This is a genomic window from Streptomyces sp. NPDC102406, from assembly GCF_044765725.1.
Lineage (GTDB): Bacteria > Actinomycetota > Actinomycetes > Streptomycetales > Streptomycetaceae > Streptomyces.
This window is the reverse complement of record NZ_JBIWKP010000004.1, coordinates 275,434-291,843: the sequence shown is the minus strand read 5'-3', so window position 1 is coordinate 291,843 and position 16,410 is coordinate 275,434. Positions and strand designations below refer to the sequence as shown.

13 protein-coding genes are annotated in these 16,410 nt (G+C 71.8%); 3 read left to right on the top strand and 10 right to left on the bottom strand.

Features of this window, described 5'->3' with window-relative positions; all coding sequences use genetic code 11:
- Window positions 1-249: 249 nt before the first annotated feature.
- A complete protein-coding gene (locus ACIRF8_RS19360; protein WP_404216420.1) occupies window positions 250-1,401 on the bottom strand; it encodes an aminoglycoside phosphotransferase family protein in 1,152 nt (383 codons plus the stop codon).
- A 233-nt stretch (window positions 1,402-1,634) separates the two neighbouring features.
- Between ACIRF8_RS19360 and ACIRF8_RS19355 the strand changes: the two genes are divergently transcribed.
- Window positions 1,635-3,125 carry a hypothetical protein gene (locus ACIRF8_RS19355; protein WP_404216418.1) on the top strand — a complete coding sequence of 497 codons (1,491 nt, stop codon included), beginning with the start codon at window positions 1,635-1,637 and terminating at the stop codon, window positions 3,123-3,125.
- A 19-nt stretch (window positions 3,126-3,144) separates the two neighbouring features.
- On the opposite strand, the gene ACIRF8_RS19350 is transcribed toward ACIRF8_RS19355, so the two are convergent.
- From ACIRF8_RS19350 to ACIRF8_RS19310, 9 genes are all read right to left on the bottom strand, one after another.
- Complete coding sequence (locus ACIRF8_RS19350; protein ID WP_404216416.1) at window positions 3,145-4,590, bottom strand: PP2C family protein-serine/threonine phosphatase; 1,446 nt, start codon at window positions 4,588-4,590, stop codon at window positions 3,145-3,147.
- 240 nt (window positions 4,591-4,830) lie between these two features.
- Entirely contained in the window at window positions 4,831-6,429 is a 1,599-nt protein-coding gene (locus ACIRF8_RS19345) for a glycoside hydrolase family 13 protein (protein WP_404216414.1), read from the bottom strand.
- Window positions 6,430-6,513: 84 nt separating this feature from the next.
- Window positions 6,514-7,389, bottom strand: coding sequence for a carbohydrate ABC transporter permease (locus ACIRF8_RS19340; RefSeq protein ID WP_404216948.1), 876 nt, complete (start codon window positions 7,387-7,389; stop codon window positions 6,514-6,516).
- Window positions 7,390-7,431: 42 nt separating this feature from the next.
- Entirely contained in the window at window positions 7,432-8,382 is a 951-nt protein-coding gene (locus tag ACIRF8_RS19335; protein ID WP_404216412.1) for a carbohydrate ABC transporter permease, read from the bottom strand.
- Window positions 8,383-8,421: 39 nt separating this feature from the next.
- Window positions 8,422-9,840, bottom strand: coding sequence for an extracellular solute-binding protein (locus ACIRF8_RS19330; RefSeq protein WP_404216410.1), 1,419 nt, complete (start codon window positions 9,838-9,840; stop codon window positions 8,422-8,424).
- 256 nt (window positions 9,841-10,096) lie between these two features.
- Window positions 10,097-11,110 carry a LacI family DNA-binding transcriptional regulator gene (locus ACIRF8_RS19325; RefSeq protein WP_404216408.1) on the bottom strand — a complete coding sequence of 338 codons (1,014 nt, stop codon included), beginning with the start codon at window positions 11,108-11,110 and terminating at the stop codon, window positions 10,097-10,099.
- A 105-nt stretch (window positions 11,111-11,215) separates the two neighbouring features.
- Window positions 11,216-12,121, bottom strand: a complete 906-nt coding sequence (locus ACIRF8_RS19320) for a TIGR03619 family F420-dependent LLM class oxidoreductase (protein ID WP_404216406.1) — start codon at window positions 12,119-12,121, stop codon at window positions 11,216-11,218.
- 185 nt (window positions 12,122-12,306) lie between these two features.
- Window positions 12,307-13,914, bottom strand: a complete 1,608-nt coding sequence (locus ACIRF8_RS19315) for an alpha-amylase family glycosyl hydrolase (RefSeq protein ID WP_404216404.1) — start codon at window positions 13,912-13,914, stop codon at window positions 12,307-12,309.
- 74 nt (window positions 13,915-13,988) lie between these two features.
- Entirely contained in the window at window positions 13,989-14,855 is an 867-nt protein-coding gene (locus ACIRF8_RS19310; protein WP_404216402.1) for a universal stress protein, read from the bottom strand.
- A gap of 262 nt (window positions 14,856-15,117) precedes the next feature.
- On the opposite strand from ACIRF8_RS19310, the gene ACIRF8_RS19305 reads away from it, so the two are divergent.
- Window positions 15,118-15,702: a hypothetical protein gene (locus ACIRF8_RS19305; protein WP_404216400.1), complete on the top strand. Its 585-nt coding sequence runs from the start codon at window positions 15,118-15,120 to the stop codon at window positions 15,700-15,702.
- Between the two features lie 243 nt (window positions 15,703-15,945).
- Window positions 15,946-16,404, top strand: a complete 459-nt coding sequence (locus ACIRF8_RS19300) for a Crp/Fnr family transcriptional regulator (protein ID WP_404216398.1) — start codon at window positions 15,946-15,948, stop codon at window positions 16,402-16,404.
- Window positions 16,405-16,410 lie beyond the last annotated feature (6 nt).

Sequence of the window (16,410 nt, the reverse complement as noted above, 5' to 3'; positions counted from 1 at the left end):
ACCATCCGTCAATCACCCGAGGAGCAACGAAACTTCCCGGAAATTCGCATGTCAGCGGGCGTGTGCGGGGGCGGCCCCAGGGGTTTCCCGTGCGGTGGTGGCTCCGCCTGCGACGCATCAGTGGCGTAGACCAATAAGGGCGCGCGGGGACGGGAGTCTCCTCGACCGCCCCGGCCCCCGGACGACACGACGACACAGGTCCGCGGTGCGCCCCGTCCTCGGGCGCACCGCGGACCTGTGTCGTCCCTCTCAGCGAGTGCCGACCGCGGCCCGGACCGCCTTGCGGGCCATGTTGCAGTCGTCGTGCAGACGGCGCAGCAACAGCCGCTGCTCCTCGCCGGACGGCGCGGCACCGGGCTTGGCAGGCCCCGGCAGCGTCGGCGTCTGCTCGTGCAGAAGGCGCTGCGCGGCCGTCTCGTACGTACGGATCTCCCGGGTCAGTACGAGCATCAGGTTGACCAGGAACGCATCGCGCGAGGCCGGACCGCCGGACTGCGCGAGCTGACTGATCTGACGGCGCGCCACGGGCGAGTCGCCCAGGACGGCCCAGAGGGTCGCCAGGTCGTAACCCGGCAGATACCACCCCGCGTGCTCCCAGTCCACGAGCACCGGCCCGGTCGGCGACAGCAGGATGTTCGACAGCAGCGCGTCACCGTGGCAGAACTGGCCCATGCCGCCGCGGCCCGCGGTGTGCGCGATGCCGTGCAGCAGCTTCTGGAGATCGCCCATGTCACGGTCGGTCAGCAGACCCAGATCGTGGAACCGGCTGATCCGCTGCGCGTAGTCCAGCGGCGCGTCGAAGGTGCCCGCCGGGGGCCGCCACTGGTTGATCCGGCAGATCGCGCCGAGCGCGGCGCGCACGTCCGCCCGCGGCGGTGCCTCGGCCGGGTGGCGGTGCAGGGCCGCCACCCGGCCGGGCATCCGCTCGATCACCAGCGTGCCGTTGTCCGGGTCCGCCGCGATGAGACGCGGCACCCGCACCGGCGGCCGGTGTCGGACGAACGACCGGTACGCGGCTATTTCGTGCCGGACCCGCTCCGTCCACACGGGGGAGTGGTCCAGTAAACACTTCGCGACGGCGGTGCTGCGCCCGGTCGTGCCGACGAGCAGGACGGAACGGGGAGTGCGCCGCAGCACCTGCACCGGATGGAACTCCGGACAGATCCGGTGCACCGAGGCGATCGCCGTGCGCAGTTGGGCGCCCTGAGGGCCGGACAAGTCGAGTCTCCCGCTGAGCGGAGGTGTGCCGGCCCCCGGGGCGCGACGCGGCCGGCCGACGCCGCCGAGCGTCCCGTTCGCGGGCCGCAGGGGGTCGAGGTACGGGCCACTGCCGGGCACCGCCGGACGGGTGGAGCGGGGCGACCGGAGCGGGGCGGACACGGAGGACGATGCTGCGTACATGGGCGATACAGATCCCTTCGCGTGCCGACGAGTTGCCTGCGCCGCCCGGCCCGGCCGATTCGGTACACCCTGGGGAATGTCCCGCGGCGACCGGGTCGGGGTGGCGCATTCCTACCTGACACCGCGGGGGCAGGAGCACAACAGCTGGCGCACCCTGGCGAACCCTGGCGAATAGTCGCTCTGCAACTGACAGAGGGCTACTGTCATTTTCAGCCGAGAACCTGGGGGCTTACGTGAACGGACAACCCAACACCCGCCTGAACGACCTGTTCGGCCTGGCCGGCTGGTCCAAAGGTGAACTCGCGCGACTCGTCAACCGGCAGGCGGCGGCCATGGGCCACCCCCAACTGGCGACGGACACCTCGCGGGTGCGGCGTTGGATCGACACGGGAGAGATCCCGCGCGATCCGGTGCCCCGGGTGCTGGCGGCGCTGTTCACCGAGCGACTCGGCCGTGTCGTGACCATCGAGGATCTCGGTCTCGTCCGGCGCGGGCGCACGGGGAAACGGCAGAGCGACGGAGGCCTGGAACAACAGGGCCCCGACGGCGTGCCGTGGGCGCCCGAGCGGACGGCTGCGGTCCTCACCGAATTCACGGGAATGGACCTCATGCTCAACCGACGCGGCTTGGTGGGCGCGGGTGCCGCGCTCGCCGCGGGTTCCGCACTCAGCAGCGCCATGCACGACTGGCTGCACACCGACCCGGCCCTCGCGGCCGACGCTCCCACCCCCCACGATCCCCTGCACGCCGACCCCGCTGGGTTCGACCGCTACGAGGCCGCCCCCATCGGGTCGCAGGAGATCGAGGAACTGGAGCGCTCGGTCGAGGTGTTCCGTGCCTGGGACGCCTCCCGCGGTGGCGGGTTGCAGCGCAAGGCAGTCGTCGGCCAACTCAACGAGGTCGGCGGGATGCTCTCCTACCGACACCCCGACCATCTCCAGCGGCGCCTGTGGGGCGTCGCCGCCAATCTCGCGGTCCTCGCGGGCTGGATGTCCCACGACGTGGGCCTCGAACCCACGGCCCAGAAGTACTTCGTCATCGCCGCGCACGCCGCGCGCGAGGGCGGCGACCGGCCGCGGGCCGGCGAGGCCCTCTCACGGGCCGCCCGTCAGAAGATCCACCTGGGCGCGCCCGACGAGGCGCTCGACCTGATGAAGCTCGCCAAGTCCGGTGCGGGCGAGGAGGTACTGCCCCGGACGCAGGCCATGCTCTACACCATCGAGGCCTGGGCACAGGCGTCACTGGGCAAGGGGCAGGCGATGCGCCGCACCCTCGGCCAGGCGGAGGACCTCTTCGTCTCCGACCGGGGCGACGTGGAACCGCCGAGCTGGATGCAGATGTTCGACGAGGCGGACCTGCACGGCATGCAGGCCCTGGCCTACCGCACCCTCGCCGAGCACGAGCCGGGCGCCGCGATCATCGCGCAGCGCCACGCGAAGGAGGCTCTGGCGCTGCGCGCGGGCGGGCGCGACCGTTCGAAGATCTTCGACCATCTGTCCATGGCCTCGGCCTGCTTCATCGCCGACGACCCCGAACAGGCGGACCGGTACGCACGGTTGGCGCTCTCGTCGATGGGGTCGAACTCCTCCCATCGCACCTGGGACCGGCTGCGTGAGATGTACCGGCTCACCGGCCAGTTCGCGGGCTATCCGAAGATCGAGGACCTGCGCCAGGAGATCAAGCTGGCCCTGCCCAGGCCGTCCGGGAAGCGCGTCCAGGCGTAGGGCTCTCGGGAACGCCCCGCTATCCCCCCGCCACCTGGGCGACGAGCACACAGGCGTCGTCCTCGCGCTCCTGCGCGCCGAACGCGTCCACGATCACCCGTAGGCACTCCTGTGCGCCTCGGGCCGTGGTCAGAGCCGGTGCCAGGGCGAGAAGCCGGTCCCTGCCGAGGTTCCTGCCGAGCCGCGCCGTCAGATCGTCGGTGTGGAGCACCAGGACGTCGCCGGGGCGCAGGGTCTCCTCCGCCTGCCCGTACCCGGCACGGGAGGCCGCTCCGAGGGCCGCGCCCTCGGGTGACGTGAGCGCACGCCCCGCCCCGTCGCGGAAGAGCAGCGGGGGAGGGTGTCCCGCCTGCGCCCACGCCAGCGTGCGGGCCGCCGGGTCGTACCGGCAGCACACGGCGGCGGCCGGGGAGGACGCCGGGGAACCGGAGTGGAGATCGTTCAGCCGGGAGAGGAGGTCGTCCGGGGCGGTGTCGCAGAGAGCCATGGCGCGCACCGCGCCGAGCAGCATCGCCATGGCCGAGGCGACCGCGACACCGTGGCCGGTGAGAGTACCGGCCGTCAACTGCACGCGGCCGTCCGGTAGTTCGGCTACGTCGTACCAGTCGCCGCCGGACGGGGCGCCGGCGAAGGAGGGAAGGTGCCGGGCGGCCACGTCGAGGCCGTCGGTCGTGTCAGGTGCGTCGGGTGTGCTGCGCGGGAGCCGCAGGGAGCCACGCCACGGCGGCAGCACGGCTTCCTGGAGCTCGACCGCGAGCCGGTGCTCGGTCTGCGCGATGTGCCGCTGACGCTGGAGCGAGTCACGGGTCTCGCTCACCGCGCGCTGGCTGCGCCGCAGTTCGCTGACGTCCCGCACGACCGCCCACATGGAGGCGGTCGAGCCGTCGGCGTCGAGCACGGGTTCGCCCATCATGTGCACCGTGCGCAGGGACTCGTCCGGGCGCACGACGCGGAACTCCCCGTCGATCGGTTTGCCGTCGATCAGGCAGTCCGTGACCATCGCCGTCAGCATCGGCTGATCCTCGCGGTGCACCAGGGCGGGCAGCTCGTCGAGGGTCAGGGCGGGCGCGTCCGGGTCCCGGCCGAGGATCCGGTACAGCTCCTCCGACCAGGTGGCCTCGTCGGTGAGCAGGTTCCACTCGGCGCTGCCGACCCGGCTGAGCAGTGATCCCCGCTGCCGCTGGGCCGCGCTCCGCGGGGGCGGGGGTGTGGCGCGGGTGGCGGGGCCGTCGCGCAGTTGCGCCAGATGCCTGTCCAGGTCGTTGAGCTGATGCACCGCCAGCTCGTACAGGGCGCGCTGCCACCGGGCCTCGGGGTCCGTCCCGTCGGCGGTGGGCCCCGTGGCCTCGCGGCGCACCGCGTCGACGTCACCGAGCAGGCGACGCGTCTGCGAGATCAGCGCGTCGACCGTGCCACGCTCCGGCGGTTGGCCGGGCGGGCGGTCCGCGAAGACATGGGGGGACATGACGCACTCCGATGCAGGCGCAGGGGCCACGGCGAATGGGAGGACCGGTTACGACTGTGGCACAGGCCGCCGGGGCTCGTAAGGCATTTCGCCATACACGATGCGGTGGTGCTTCTGGCATATGTCAATGTCCTTCGGGACGCCCGTCCCGGCCGTCACGGTCGAACGGACGACCGGGTGGGGCGTATGCCGTGTACGTCCGTCCGCCGGGGCGCGGCGGTCCGGACGTCGTAGGGGCTCCTACGACGCGGAGGCGGTCCGCAGCCAGACCGCCGTGTCGCGCGGCAGCCGGCCCGCGTGGTCGAGGGCGTTGCTGGACAACAAGATCCTCTCGTGCGGAGGCAGCCGGACGGGTTCCGCGGCGCCCAGGTTCACGACGCAGACGAGGCCGTCCTCGCGCGTGAAGGACAGCGCACCCTCGGGTGCGGGGAGCCAGGTCAACTCGGCCCCGGTGAAACCCGGTTGGTTGCCGCGCAGACGCAACGCCGCACGGTAGAGGGACAGCATCGAGGTGGGATCGGCGGCCTGGTCCTCGGCCGCGTACGCCCCCCAGTCCGCGGGCTGCGGCAGCCAGGGTTCGCCCGCGGGCCCGAAGCCGTACGAGACCCCCCGCGCGGACCACGGCATCGGCACCCGGCAGCCGTCGCGCCCCGGGTCGACACCGCCGGAGCGGAAGTGCATCGGGTCCTCGATGTGCTCGCGCGCCACCTCGACCTCGGGCAGCCCCAACTCCTCGCCCTGGTACAGGTATACGGCTCCCGGCAGGGCGAGCGAGAGCAGGGCCGCGGCGCGGGCGCGGCGCAGTCCGAGCGTCAGGTCGCTCGGTGTGCCGAACCGCTTGGTGGCGAAGTCGAAGCGGGTGTCGGCGCGGCCGTAGCGGGTGACGGTGCGGGTCACGTCGTGGTTGCAGAGCACCCAGGTGGCGGGCGCGCCGACCGGCGCGTGGTAGGCGAGGGTGCGGTCGATCGAGGCACGCAGTTCGGCCGCGTCCCAGGCGCGGGTCAGGAAGTCGAAGTTGAAGGCGGTGTGCAGTTCGTCGGGGCGCAGGTAGCGGGCGAAGCGCTCCGGGTCCGGTACCCACAGCTCGCCGATCAGGACGCCGTCGTACTCGTCGGCGACGGCGCGCCAGGCGCGGTAGATGTCGTGGAGTTCGTCGCGGTCGACGTAGCCGCTCTCGTCGCCGTCGGCGGCGTCGGCCAGCTCGGGGTCCTTCGCGACGAGCGCGGCCGAGTCGATCCGCACCCCGGACGCGCCCCGCTGGAACCAGAACCTGAGGACGTCCTCGTGCTCCTGACGGACCGCGGGATGCGCCCAGTTGAGGTCCGGCTGCTGCGCGGTGAACAGGTGCAGGTACCACTCCCCGTCGGGCACCCGCGTCCAGGTGTCGCCGGAGAACTGCGAGGGCCAGTTGTTGGGTGGTAGCGAGCCGTCCTCGCCGCGGCCGGGACGGAAGTGGAACAGCTCCCGCTCGGGGCTGCCGGGGCCCGCCGCCAACGCCGCCTGGAACCAGGGGTGTTGGTCGGACACGTGGTTCGGGACGATGTCGACGATCACGCGGATGCCGAGGTCCCTGGCCTCCTCGATCAGCTTCTCCGCCTCGGCGAGCGTGCCGAAGGCCGGGTCGATCGCGCGGTAGTCGGCGACGTCGTAGCCGCCGTCCGCGAGCGGCGAGCGGTACCAGGGGGTGAACCAGATCGCGTCGACGCCGAGCTCCGCCAGGTAGGACAGGCGCGCTCGGACGCCGGAGAGATCTCCCGTCCCGTCGCCGTCGCCGTCGGCGAAGCTGCGGACGTACACCTGATAGATGGCTGCGGAACGCCACCAGTCGTCGGCCACCACGAAGGGTCCTTTCGGGCAGGGGGAGGCGCGCCGCGGCGGACCGCGGCGGCGCACACAGGAGAGGTGAGGGGAAGGACCGGGGCGTCAGCCTTTGAGGCCGCCGGCGGTCAGGCCGCTCATGATGTTGCGCTGGAAGAGCAGGAACAGGAGCAGCGTCGGCACCGAGGCGATGGTGAGCGCGGCGATGAGCTGATTCTGCGGAACGCCGTTGGCCAGTGAGTAGATCCCGACGTTCAGGGTCTGCTTGGCCGGGTCGGGCAGGGTCAGCATCGGCCAGAGGAAGTCCTTCCACACGCCGATGACCGCGAAGATGGAGACCACGCCGAGGATCGGCCGGGAGATCGGCAGGACCACGGAGCGCAGGGTGCGAAGCGCCGAGGCGCCGTCGATGGAGGCGGCGTCGAGCAGTTCTTGCGGGATCGAGTCGAAGAACCGCTTGAGCAGGAAGATGTTGAACGCGTTGGTGACGGACGGCAGCCAGATCGCCCAGGGGCTGTTGAGCAGGTTGCGCTCGAAGATCGGTACGTCGAGGACGGTCAGGTACTGCGGGACGACGAGGACGGTCGCCGGGATCATCAGGGTCGCCAGCATCATGCCGAGGATGACGTTGCCGAACAGGGGCCGCAGCTTCGACAGGGAGTACGCGGCGGCCACGTCGAGGACGAGTTGGAAGGCGAGCGCGCCGAACGCGTAGTAGACGGTGTTGAACAGGAGCTTGGCGAGGTCCATCACGCGCCAGGCGTCCTGGTAGTTCTCCGGGTGCGTGCTGTGCGGCACCAGGGTCGGCGGGGACTGGACGATCTCGGCGGTCGTCTTCAGGCCGCCGGTGACCATCCAGTACAGCGGGCCGAGGAAGACCAGGGTGAACAGGGCGACGGTCACGCCGAAGACGGTCCAGTAGATGATCTTCCCGCGGCGCCGGCCGAGCGACGCCGGGGAGATCAGGGTGCGCGGGCGCATCGTGTCGGTTGCCATGTCGGTGAATCCCCACTCCCGTGGCGGTCAGTCGTCCGATGAGCGGCTGAGGCGTACGTACACCGCGGAGAAGGCCGCGAGCAGGACGAGCAGGACGAGGCCGAGAGCCGCCGCGCCGCCGTAGTTGTTGAAGTTGAAGGCGTACTGGTAGATGAGGTAGACGACGGTCGTCGTGGAGCCCTCCGGTCCCGCGCCGTTGGTCAGCAGGAAGGGCTCCGTGAAGACCTGCATCGTCGCGATGATCTGCATGAGGAACATCAGGGAGAGGATCAGCCGCGTCTGCGGGATCGTCACGTGCCAGATCTTGCGCCACAGGCCCGCGCCGTCCAGTTCGGCGGCCTCGTACAGCTCGCCGGGGATGCCCTGGAGCGACGCCAGGTAGATGAGGGTCGCCCCGCCCATGTTCATCCACGTCGCCGCGATGACGACGGAGAGCATCGCGGTGTCGGTGGACTGGAGCCACTGCTGTTCCGGTATCCCGACGATGCCGAGGACCCGGTTGAACAGGCCGTACCCGGGGTCGTAGAAGTACTTGAACAGCAGGACGGAGGCGACCGGCGGGAGCATCACCGGCAGGTAGACGAGCAGCCGCAGGTAGCCCTGGCCGTGCCGGAACTCGTTGAGCAGCACCGCCACGAAGAAGGGCACGGCGAAGCCGAGGACCAGGGCCAGGGCGGTGAACAGGAGGGTGTTGCGCCAGGCCTGCCAGAAGGCCGGGTCGTTGAGGACGTAGGTGAGGTTGGACCAGCCGGCCCAGGTGGTGCGGCCGTCCTTCGTCTTCTGGAAGGCCAGGACGAACTCCCTGACCATCGGGTACCAGGAGAAGAAGGAGAAGCAGAGCACCGCGCCGATCAGAAAGCCGTGGGCGGAGAGGTTGCGTCGCACGGCGCGCGCCAACGAGCCGTCGCTCGGAGCGGGTTGGCGCTTGACAAGCGGTGCGGCCTGCGGGGACTTCGCGGGCAGCGTCGGGGCCGACATGGTCACTCCTCGGATCACGGACACCTTCGGGGCGGTGGCTTACTGGTTCGCCAGCACCTGGTTGACCTGGCTCTCGGCGGTGGACAGGAGCTTGTCGATGTCGGCGTCCTTGTTGGTCAGCACGCCCGACATGACGTTGTCGAGGACCTTGTAGATCTCCTGCGCCTTCGGCGGCTCCGCCTTGCCGGGCACCGGGTTGTCCATGAACGGCTTGAAGTTCTCCACCGGCATGGTGGCGTTGTCGGTACGGGACTTCAGGTCCCGCTCCTTGACCTCACCGGTGAAGAAGTTCGGCTGCGGCAGTCCGACGGGCAGCTTGTCGGCCTTGGTGCGCTCCCACTGGAACTGGCCCTTGCCGGGGGTGAGCGTCCTGAAGTTCAGCCAGGCGACGGCCGCCTTGATCTTGTCGGGCGACGACCCCTTCTTGATCATGTAGTCGTTGCCACCGAACAGGGTCGCCTTGCCGCCGGGGATCGGGCCCATCCCGAAGTTCGCGTACGCGGCGCCCAGTTGCTGCACCATGTACGTCACGTCGTCGGGCGCGGCGAGGAACATGCCGAGTTTGTCGGAGGCGATCTGCTTCTGGAGGTCGCCCCACTTCAGGAGCTGCGTCTTGCCCATGCTGTTGTCGGTCCAGCGCATGTCGTGGAGCTGCTGGACGACCCGCTTGCCGGTCGCGTCGTTGAACGCGGCCTTCTTGCCGTCGGCGGTGACCATGTCCCCGCCGAGGCCGTACACCGTCGCCGCGAAGTGCCAGCCGCCGGTGTTCTCCGCGCTGTACTCGCCGTACCCGGCGATGCCGTTGCCGAGCCCCGCGATCTTCTTCGCGGCGGTGCGGACCTCGTCCCAGGTGGCCGGCGGCCGGTCCGGGTCGAGCCCGGCCCGCTGGAACAGCTTGCGGTTGATGAGCAGGCCCATCGTGTAGTTGCTGGTCGGCAGGCCGTACAGCTTGCCGTCCTTCTTCAGGGCGTTCATCACGTTCGGGTCGATCGAGTCGATCGCCGGGACGGTCTTGGGCGTGACGTACGCCGATATGTCCTCGGCGCCGTTGTTGTCGAGGACCTGCTGGAGATCGGTGAAGTACGTGTAGAAGACGTCGGGCTGCGACTTCGCCTTGAGGGCGGCGGTGAACCGGGCCGGTTCCTCGCACTGCCCCGCGGTCGCCTTCCCGTCGATCGTGACGTTCGGGTACTTCTTGTTGAACTCCTTGACGTCCTCCTGCCACTCCTTCAGCTCGGCCGCCTTCGCCTTCGGCGGCATGCAGTCGATGGTCAGCGTGACCTTGGTCCTGGGGTCGAGCGGGGCGCTGATGTCGGCCTTCGACCCGGCGCCGCCCGATCCCTCGTCGTCGGAGCTGCTGCTGGTGCCGCAGGCCGCGAGGGAGCCCAGGGCGAGAGCGGTGGCGATGGCCACCGCGGACGTTCGGCGGGCAGGGCGTGACCAGGTGCTGCTTCTCATCGGTGGGTCCCCTTCGGGCCTGAGCCTGTGCAGGCAGGAACGTGGCGGCCTGCGGCACTGGATGCACGGGGAGGTGCGTGCCGGGGCGTGCCACACTCAAGCACCGACGACGGATGTCCGCAAGATGTCGCGCGTACTCCGCAAAAAATGAACAGGCGGGGTGCGTGGGGGAGTTGACGCCGGGAACCGCTGACGCGCGGCGGACCCGTCACGTCCGTTTCCGGGCGGCCCGGCGCCACCGCTCAGGAGAGGCCGCTCAGGTGGTCGCCGACGGCGGCGCCGTCGAGCCCCGTACCACCAGCTCCGGTTCGAAGAGCAGCTCGCCGGGCGGGACGGCGCCGCCCTGGATCTGCGCGACCAGCAGCTCGACCGCCGCGCGCCCCATCGCCTCGATGGGCTGGCGCACCGTCGTCAGGGGCGGCTCCGTGCAGTTCATGAACGCCGAGTCGTCGTAACCGACCACCGAGACCTCGCCGGGGACCGCGAGCCCGGCGCGGCGGGCGGCCCGCACGGCACCGAGCGCGAGGGGGTCGCTGGCGCAGATGATGCCGGTGATGCCGCGTTCCAGGAGGCGGGCCGCCGCCGCGTGCCCGCCCTCCAGCGAGAACATGGCCCGCTCCACCGCCTCGTCAGGGAGCTTCCCGCCGGCGGCGCGGGCGGCGGCGCGCGCCGCGGTGAGCTTGCGGCGCGAGGGCATGTGGTCGTCGGGGCCCAGGACCAGGCCGATGCGCTGGTGCCCCAGCGAGGACAGATGCCGCCACGCCTGCTCGACCGCCACCGCGTCGTCGCAGGACACGCACGGGAAGCCGAGCCGCTCGATGGTCGCGTTGACCAGCACCACCGGCACCTTGCGCTCGGCGAGGCGCCGGTAGTGCCCGTGCTCGGCGTCGGCCTGCGCGAAGAGGCCACCGGCGAAGACCACACCGGACACCTGCTGTTGCAGCAGCAACTCCACGTAGTCCGCCTCCGAGACCCCGCCCTTGGTCTGTGTGCAGAGCACGGGGGTGAGTCCCTGCTGGGCGAGAGCGCCGCCGATCACTTCCGCGAAGGCGGGGAAGATCGGGTTCTGGAGCTCCGGCAGCACCAGGCCGACCAGCCGGGCCCGCTCACCGCGCAGTTGCGTCGGCCGCTCGTACCCGAGCACGTCGAGCGCGGTGAGCACCGCCTGCCGGGTGGCCTCCGAGACGCCTGGCTTGTTGTTGAGCACCCGGCTGACCGTGGCCTCACTGACTCCGACCTTCTTCGCCACCTGGGCAAGTCTGCGCGTCATGGAACGCAAGATTAGCGCAAGGCTTGCGGTTCGTTTGCGTGACGGAGACATCCGCCTTCGGGGCGGATGGCCGGCGGTCCGACGGGTGTCCGGTGGGCTGGGCGGTCAGCGCGCCGCGGCGCCCGTGGGGAGGCCCGAAGCGATCAGTTCGAGTACGCGCCGGTCGTCGTCGGCGCTGCCGCGGGACGCGGGGTCCCCCGGATACGTGTCGAAGAGTACGTGTGTCGCCCCGAGTTCCGCGAGCGTCTCCACGTCGGCCCTGATCCGCTCGATGCTGCCGTGCCCCAGCGGCCGGTCCGCCGTGTCGGGCACGGCGCCCACCGCCACCTGGACGCGGGGCGCGAACTCCGGTGTCGGCCGCCCCGCCCGGTCGGCCTCCTCCGCCAGCCGGGGCAACTGCCGGCGCAGCGCCGCGAGCGTCGGCCGGAACGGGTGCCACGCCTCGCCGAGCCGCGCCGCCCTGCGCAGCGCCGCGGGGGAGTCACCGCCCACCCAGACCGGCAGATGCGGGGTCGTCGCGGGGGCCGGCGCGGTGCGGACGCCCTCGAAGGACACGTACCGGCCCTCGAAGTCGCACGGGTCCTGGGTCCACGCCGCCCGGATCGCCGTCAGGTACTCGTCCGTGATCGCGCCGCGCTCCTCGAACGGCACGCCCAGGGTGCGGTACTCGGCCGCGGACCAGCCGACGCCCGCGCCGAGGATGAAGCCGCCGTCGGTCATCCGGTCGAGGTTCGCGGCGAGCCGCGCCGTCTGCAACGGATGCCGGTAGGGGATCACGGTGATCGTCGTGCCGAGGGTCAGGCCTGGTACGCGCCCGGCGAGATGGGCCGCGGCGAGGAACTGGTCGTAGAACGGGGCCGGATAGACCGCGTGCACGTCCTCGGTGACCGCGATGTGGTCCGAGATCATCGCGAAGGCGAAGCCGAGGTCCCGGGCGTCCGTGGCTTGCCGGACCATGCTCTCGGGGGTCGTTCCGGAGCCGAAGTTGAGGAGGTTCACGCCGTATCGCATGGGAGGAAGTCTTGATCATCAACGGCCGTGTGTCGATCCGGACCTCGTGCCTGCTTACCCGTCGCGATCGTCGCGATCGTCGCGAACGGCCCGACGGCGGCCGGACAGCACCGCCCGGCAGCGGCTCCCCGGTGTCGTCGAGGACGATCGTCCCGCGGATGTGCGCTCATCGTCGCGGTGCTGTCTCAGTCCTTCGCCAACGCGAAGACGCCGTAGCCGAACCCGTCCGCCTCGACCGCCGTGCCGTCCGCTCCCACGCGCACCCCGGACACCTCCACCGCCCGCGCCCCCGCGAGCCGCCCGCCGTCCGGCGCCTGCCAACCGCGCCGCTTCGAGCCGGGGTTGACGACCACGAGGAACCGTCCGCCGCGCACGTACACGAACGGATGCCCCTCGTGCAGCACCTCGACCGGCGAGCGCGGGCCGAGGGCCGGGGTCGACGTGCGCAGCGCGACGAGACGGCGCACGAGATGCAGGAGGGAGCGCTCGTCGGCGCGCTGCGCCGCGACCGAGGGACGCCGCGGGTCCGGGTCGAGCGGCAGGTAGAAGCGGTCCTCGGGCGCGGCCGAGAAACCCGCGCCGGGGCCTTCGTCCCACTGCATCGGCGTACGGGAACCGGCCCGGTTGTAGTACGGGCCGAGCACACTGCCCTCGGTGTCGGGCAGACCGGGCACGTACCGCATGCCGATCTCGTCGCCGTAGTAGATCGCGGGCAGCGTCGGCCAGGTCAGCAGAAAGGCGAAGGCCGCCGGGAGCTGAGCCGCGTCGCGCGGGCCGCAGTTGAGGCGGGAGAAGTCGTGGTTGGCGGTGGGCAGGGAGACGAAACCGGTCTCGCCCAGGGCGGTGGTCGCCGCGCGCCAGGCCTCGACGAACGGCCGGGGCGAGCCGAGCCCCGACGCGTCGAAGAAGCAGTCCAGCGGGTCCCACGCCTCGTTCCGCGTGCCCGCCCCGTTGTTCCACAGGGAGCGCATCGCGAGCCCGTCCGTCGGGCCGCCGAACTGGAGGAAGAAGTCGGCGTGGAAACCGGCCGGCACGGACACCTGCGGATCGCCCCACTCGGACAGCAGCACGGCCTCGGGGTGGGCGCGGTCGAGCCAGTGCCGCAGCTCGGTCCAGAGCTGCGACGTCGCCCGCTTGTCCGGGTCGTCCTTCACCAGGGACGCCGCCATGTCGACCCGGAACCCGGCGACCCCCAGACGCAGCCAGTGGTCCATGACGGCGCGCAGGGCAGCCCGGTTGGCGCGCGGACCCTCGGCGTCGACCGGCTGCCGCCACGGCTCGGCCGGACTCTCGCGCGCGTAACCGAAGTTGAGGGCGGGCTGGGAGTCGAAGAAGTTCGGCAGGTACCCGCCGGGCCGGGGCCCGGGGGAGGGCACGAACCCCTCAGGCACCCCGTCCGCGCTCCAGATGTACCGGTGGTCGGCGCCGTCGCGCACGGCCGCGCGGAACCACGGGTGCTCGTCGGAGGTGTGCCCGGCGACCAGGTCGAGGAGGACCCGGACACCGCGCCGCCCGGCGAGCTCCACCAGGGCGGCGAGCTCGTCGTCGGTCCCGTAGCGCGGCGCCACCGAGAAGTAGTCCGCGACGTCGTAGCCCGCGTCGCGGAAAGGCGACACGAAGCACGGGTTGAGCCAGACGGCGTTGACCCCGAGCCAGGCCAGATGGTCGAGCCGTTCGGCGATACCGCGCAGGTCACCGATGCCGTCGCCGTTCGAGTCGGCGAACGACTGCGGATAGATCTGGTAGAACACGGCCTCGGACAACCAGGCCGGGGCGGGGCGGAACGAGGACATGCGGCGCCACTGCCTTTCGGTCGAGGAAGACCGAGCCTACGAGCGGTGACGGGGGGAGCGCAGCCCGGAGGCGCTCACGTGTGCGGGACGATCGCCACGGGGCTGGTCACGTGGTGCACCACCGAGTGCGCCGTACGGCCCAACCGGTCCGCGTCGATGTCGCGCCCGATCACCGTCAGACCGGCCGCCGTGGACGCCTTCAGCAGATGGTGGCCCGGCTGCCCGTACAGCAGGCGCTCCACCACCCGCACCTCCGGGTACTTCGCGCGCCACACCTGGAGCGCGCCCTCCAGAGCACGGCGGCGCAGCGTCTCGCGGCGCGCCGCGTCCCCCGGCGCCACCGTCACGCCGGACGCGTCGGCCCGCAGCGGCGGCAGCGTCCAGGCGTGCAGCGCGTGCAGTTCCGTACCGCGCAGGGCCGCCGCCTCGAAGGCGTAGGACAGTATCTCGTCGGACGGACCGGTCACGTCCAGGCCGACGACCACCGGCAGGAACGCGCCACCGGCGCGGGCGCGTTCGTCCTCGGGGAGTCCTCCGGCCCGTACCAGGACGACGGGCCGCTCGGCGCTCGCCGTGACGGCGAGCGCCACCGAGCCGACGAGGAACCCGGAGTACCCGGTGAAGCCGCGCGAGCCCAGCACCAGCGTCTCGGACTCGGCTGCCGCCGCCAGGAGCGCGGCGACCGCGGGCGCCGGGCGGCGGCGGGCGATGATCTCCAACGACGGGTACAGGTAGGAGAGTCGGAGGGCGGCGCGGTCCAGGACGCCCCGTCCGGGAAGGTCGACGTCGTGCGGTGGCGGGGCCGGGCGCTCGCCGCAGTCGGCGTGCAGCAGGCGCAGGGGCAGACCACGGCGAAGCGCCTCGCGAGCCGCCCAGTCGGCGGCGCTCATGCTCTCGTGCGAACCGTCCGTCCCGACGGTCAGGATGCGCATGCTGGTCATGGCGGAACCTCTCGATGGCATGGGTGCGGTGCTCCGTGACGGGTTCCACGCAGGAGGGCGGTCACGCGTGTCCGCCCGAGGAACCGGATGCACGGTGCGGCGCGTGCGCCGGGCAGGCGACTGCGCGCAGGTCGAGGTCGTGCCACGGACCCTGTCACCCGCGCCGGGCGCGCCGCGAGAGGCGAACCGGCTCTGGAACAGGGGTCGTTCGGCCCCTGTGTGCGCGGGGCCCGGCCGCGCCACCGTAGGGCAGGGGGCCGCCATGACGAGGTGCAGGCCGAACCGGACAGCGCGCGACAACCCGTTGCGCCGCAGGTCGGACGTGATCGAGGCCCGGGCGGCGCTGCTGCTCGCCGTGCTCGCCGTCCTGGTGGCACCGCTCCTCGGAGCGCTGAGCGGCTGGGCGGCCCACGCCGACGCCCGCGACCGGGCCCGCGCCGAACACGGCGCCCGCCACATGCAGCGGGCCCGACTGCTGGAAGCGGCACCGGAGTTCGTGCCGTCCACCACCGGCGTCCAGGACGCCGCCACCTACCCGGTGACGGTGCGCTGGAGCGACGGGCGGGGCCGCACGATCACCGCGCTCGCCCCCGTCGAGGCGGGGCTCGACCGCGGCGACCCCACCACCGTCTGGCTCGACCTCCACGGGGGCGTCACCACGGCGCCCTGGGGCAGCGGCGACATCTGGTCCCACACTCTCGCCGCGGGGTTCCTCGTCGCCGCGGTCACGGCGGGGTTCGCCGTCACGAGCCGTCTGGTCCTGCACCGCGTCCTGGACCGGCGCCGCCTCGCCGCCTGGGAACGCGACTGGCTGCGGGTCGCACCCGCGTGGGACCCCAGGCGCTGACCGTCCTGCCCGCCCGGCGCGCCCGCGGACCCGACCCGGATCCGACAGGCCCCTGGCCAGAGCCGTTCGGCCCCTGGCCCGTGCGGCGCGGGTCCCCGATCGTCGGAGGTAGCGCACGGCGGCAGTCCGGAAGTTGCGACGACCGTCGGCCGGGGCCACGCGCCGACCCACACGGCCCCGGCGGAGGACGCCGGAGGGAAACGTTCCCGGCCGTCGTGCGGTGCCCCCGAAAGGAGGCAGCTCATGACCACCATGGCCCCGCGCATGAGCCAGACCCTGCCCGACGAACACCGTGGCCGGCTGATGCGGATCTCCCGCGAGGTGGCCTTCCCGCAAGGCCGCCGGCTCTTCGAGGAGGGCTCGCGCGCGGACCGCTTCTGGATCGTGGCCAGCGGCAGCGTCGCCCTCGACATGCGGGTGCCCGGACAGCGGGCGCCCATCGTCGAATCGCTCGGACGCGGCGAACTGATCGGCTGGTCCTGGCTTTTCTCGCCCTACGTGTGGCAGCTCGGGGCGCAGACCGAGACCCCGGTGCGCGCCCACGAGTTCGACGCCGTCACCGTGCGTCTGATGTGCGCGTCGGACCTGGGACTCGGCTCGTTCGTCGCCCAGTGGGTCGGCGGCATCCTCGCCCACCGGCTGAGCATCACCCGCTCCCGGCTGCTGGATCCCTACGTCCCTTACGGTCACGAGGCGGCGTGACGGCCG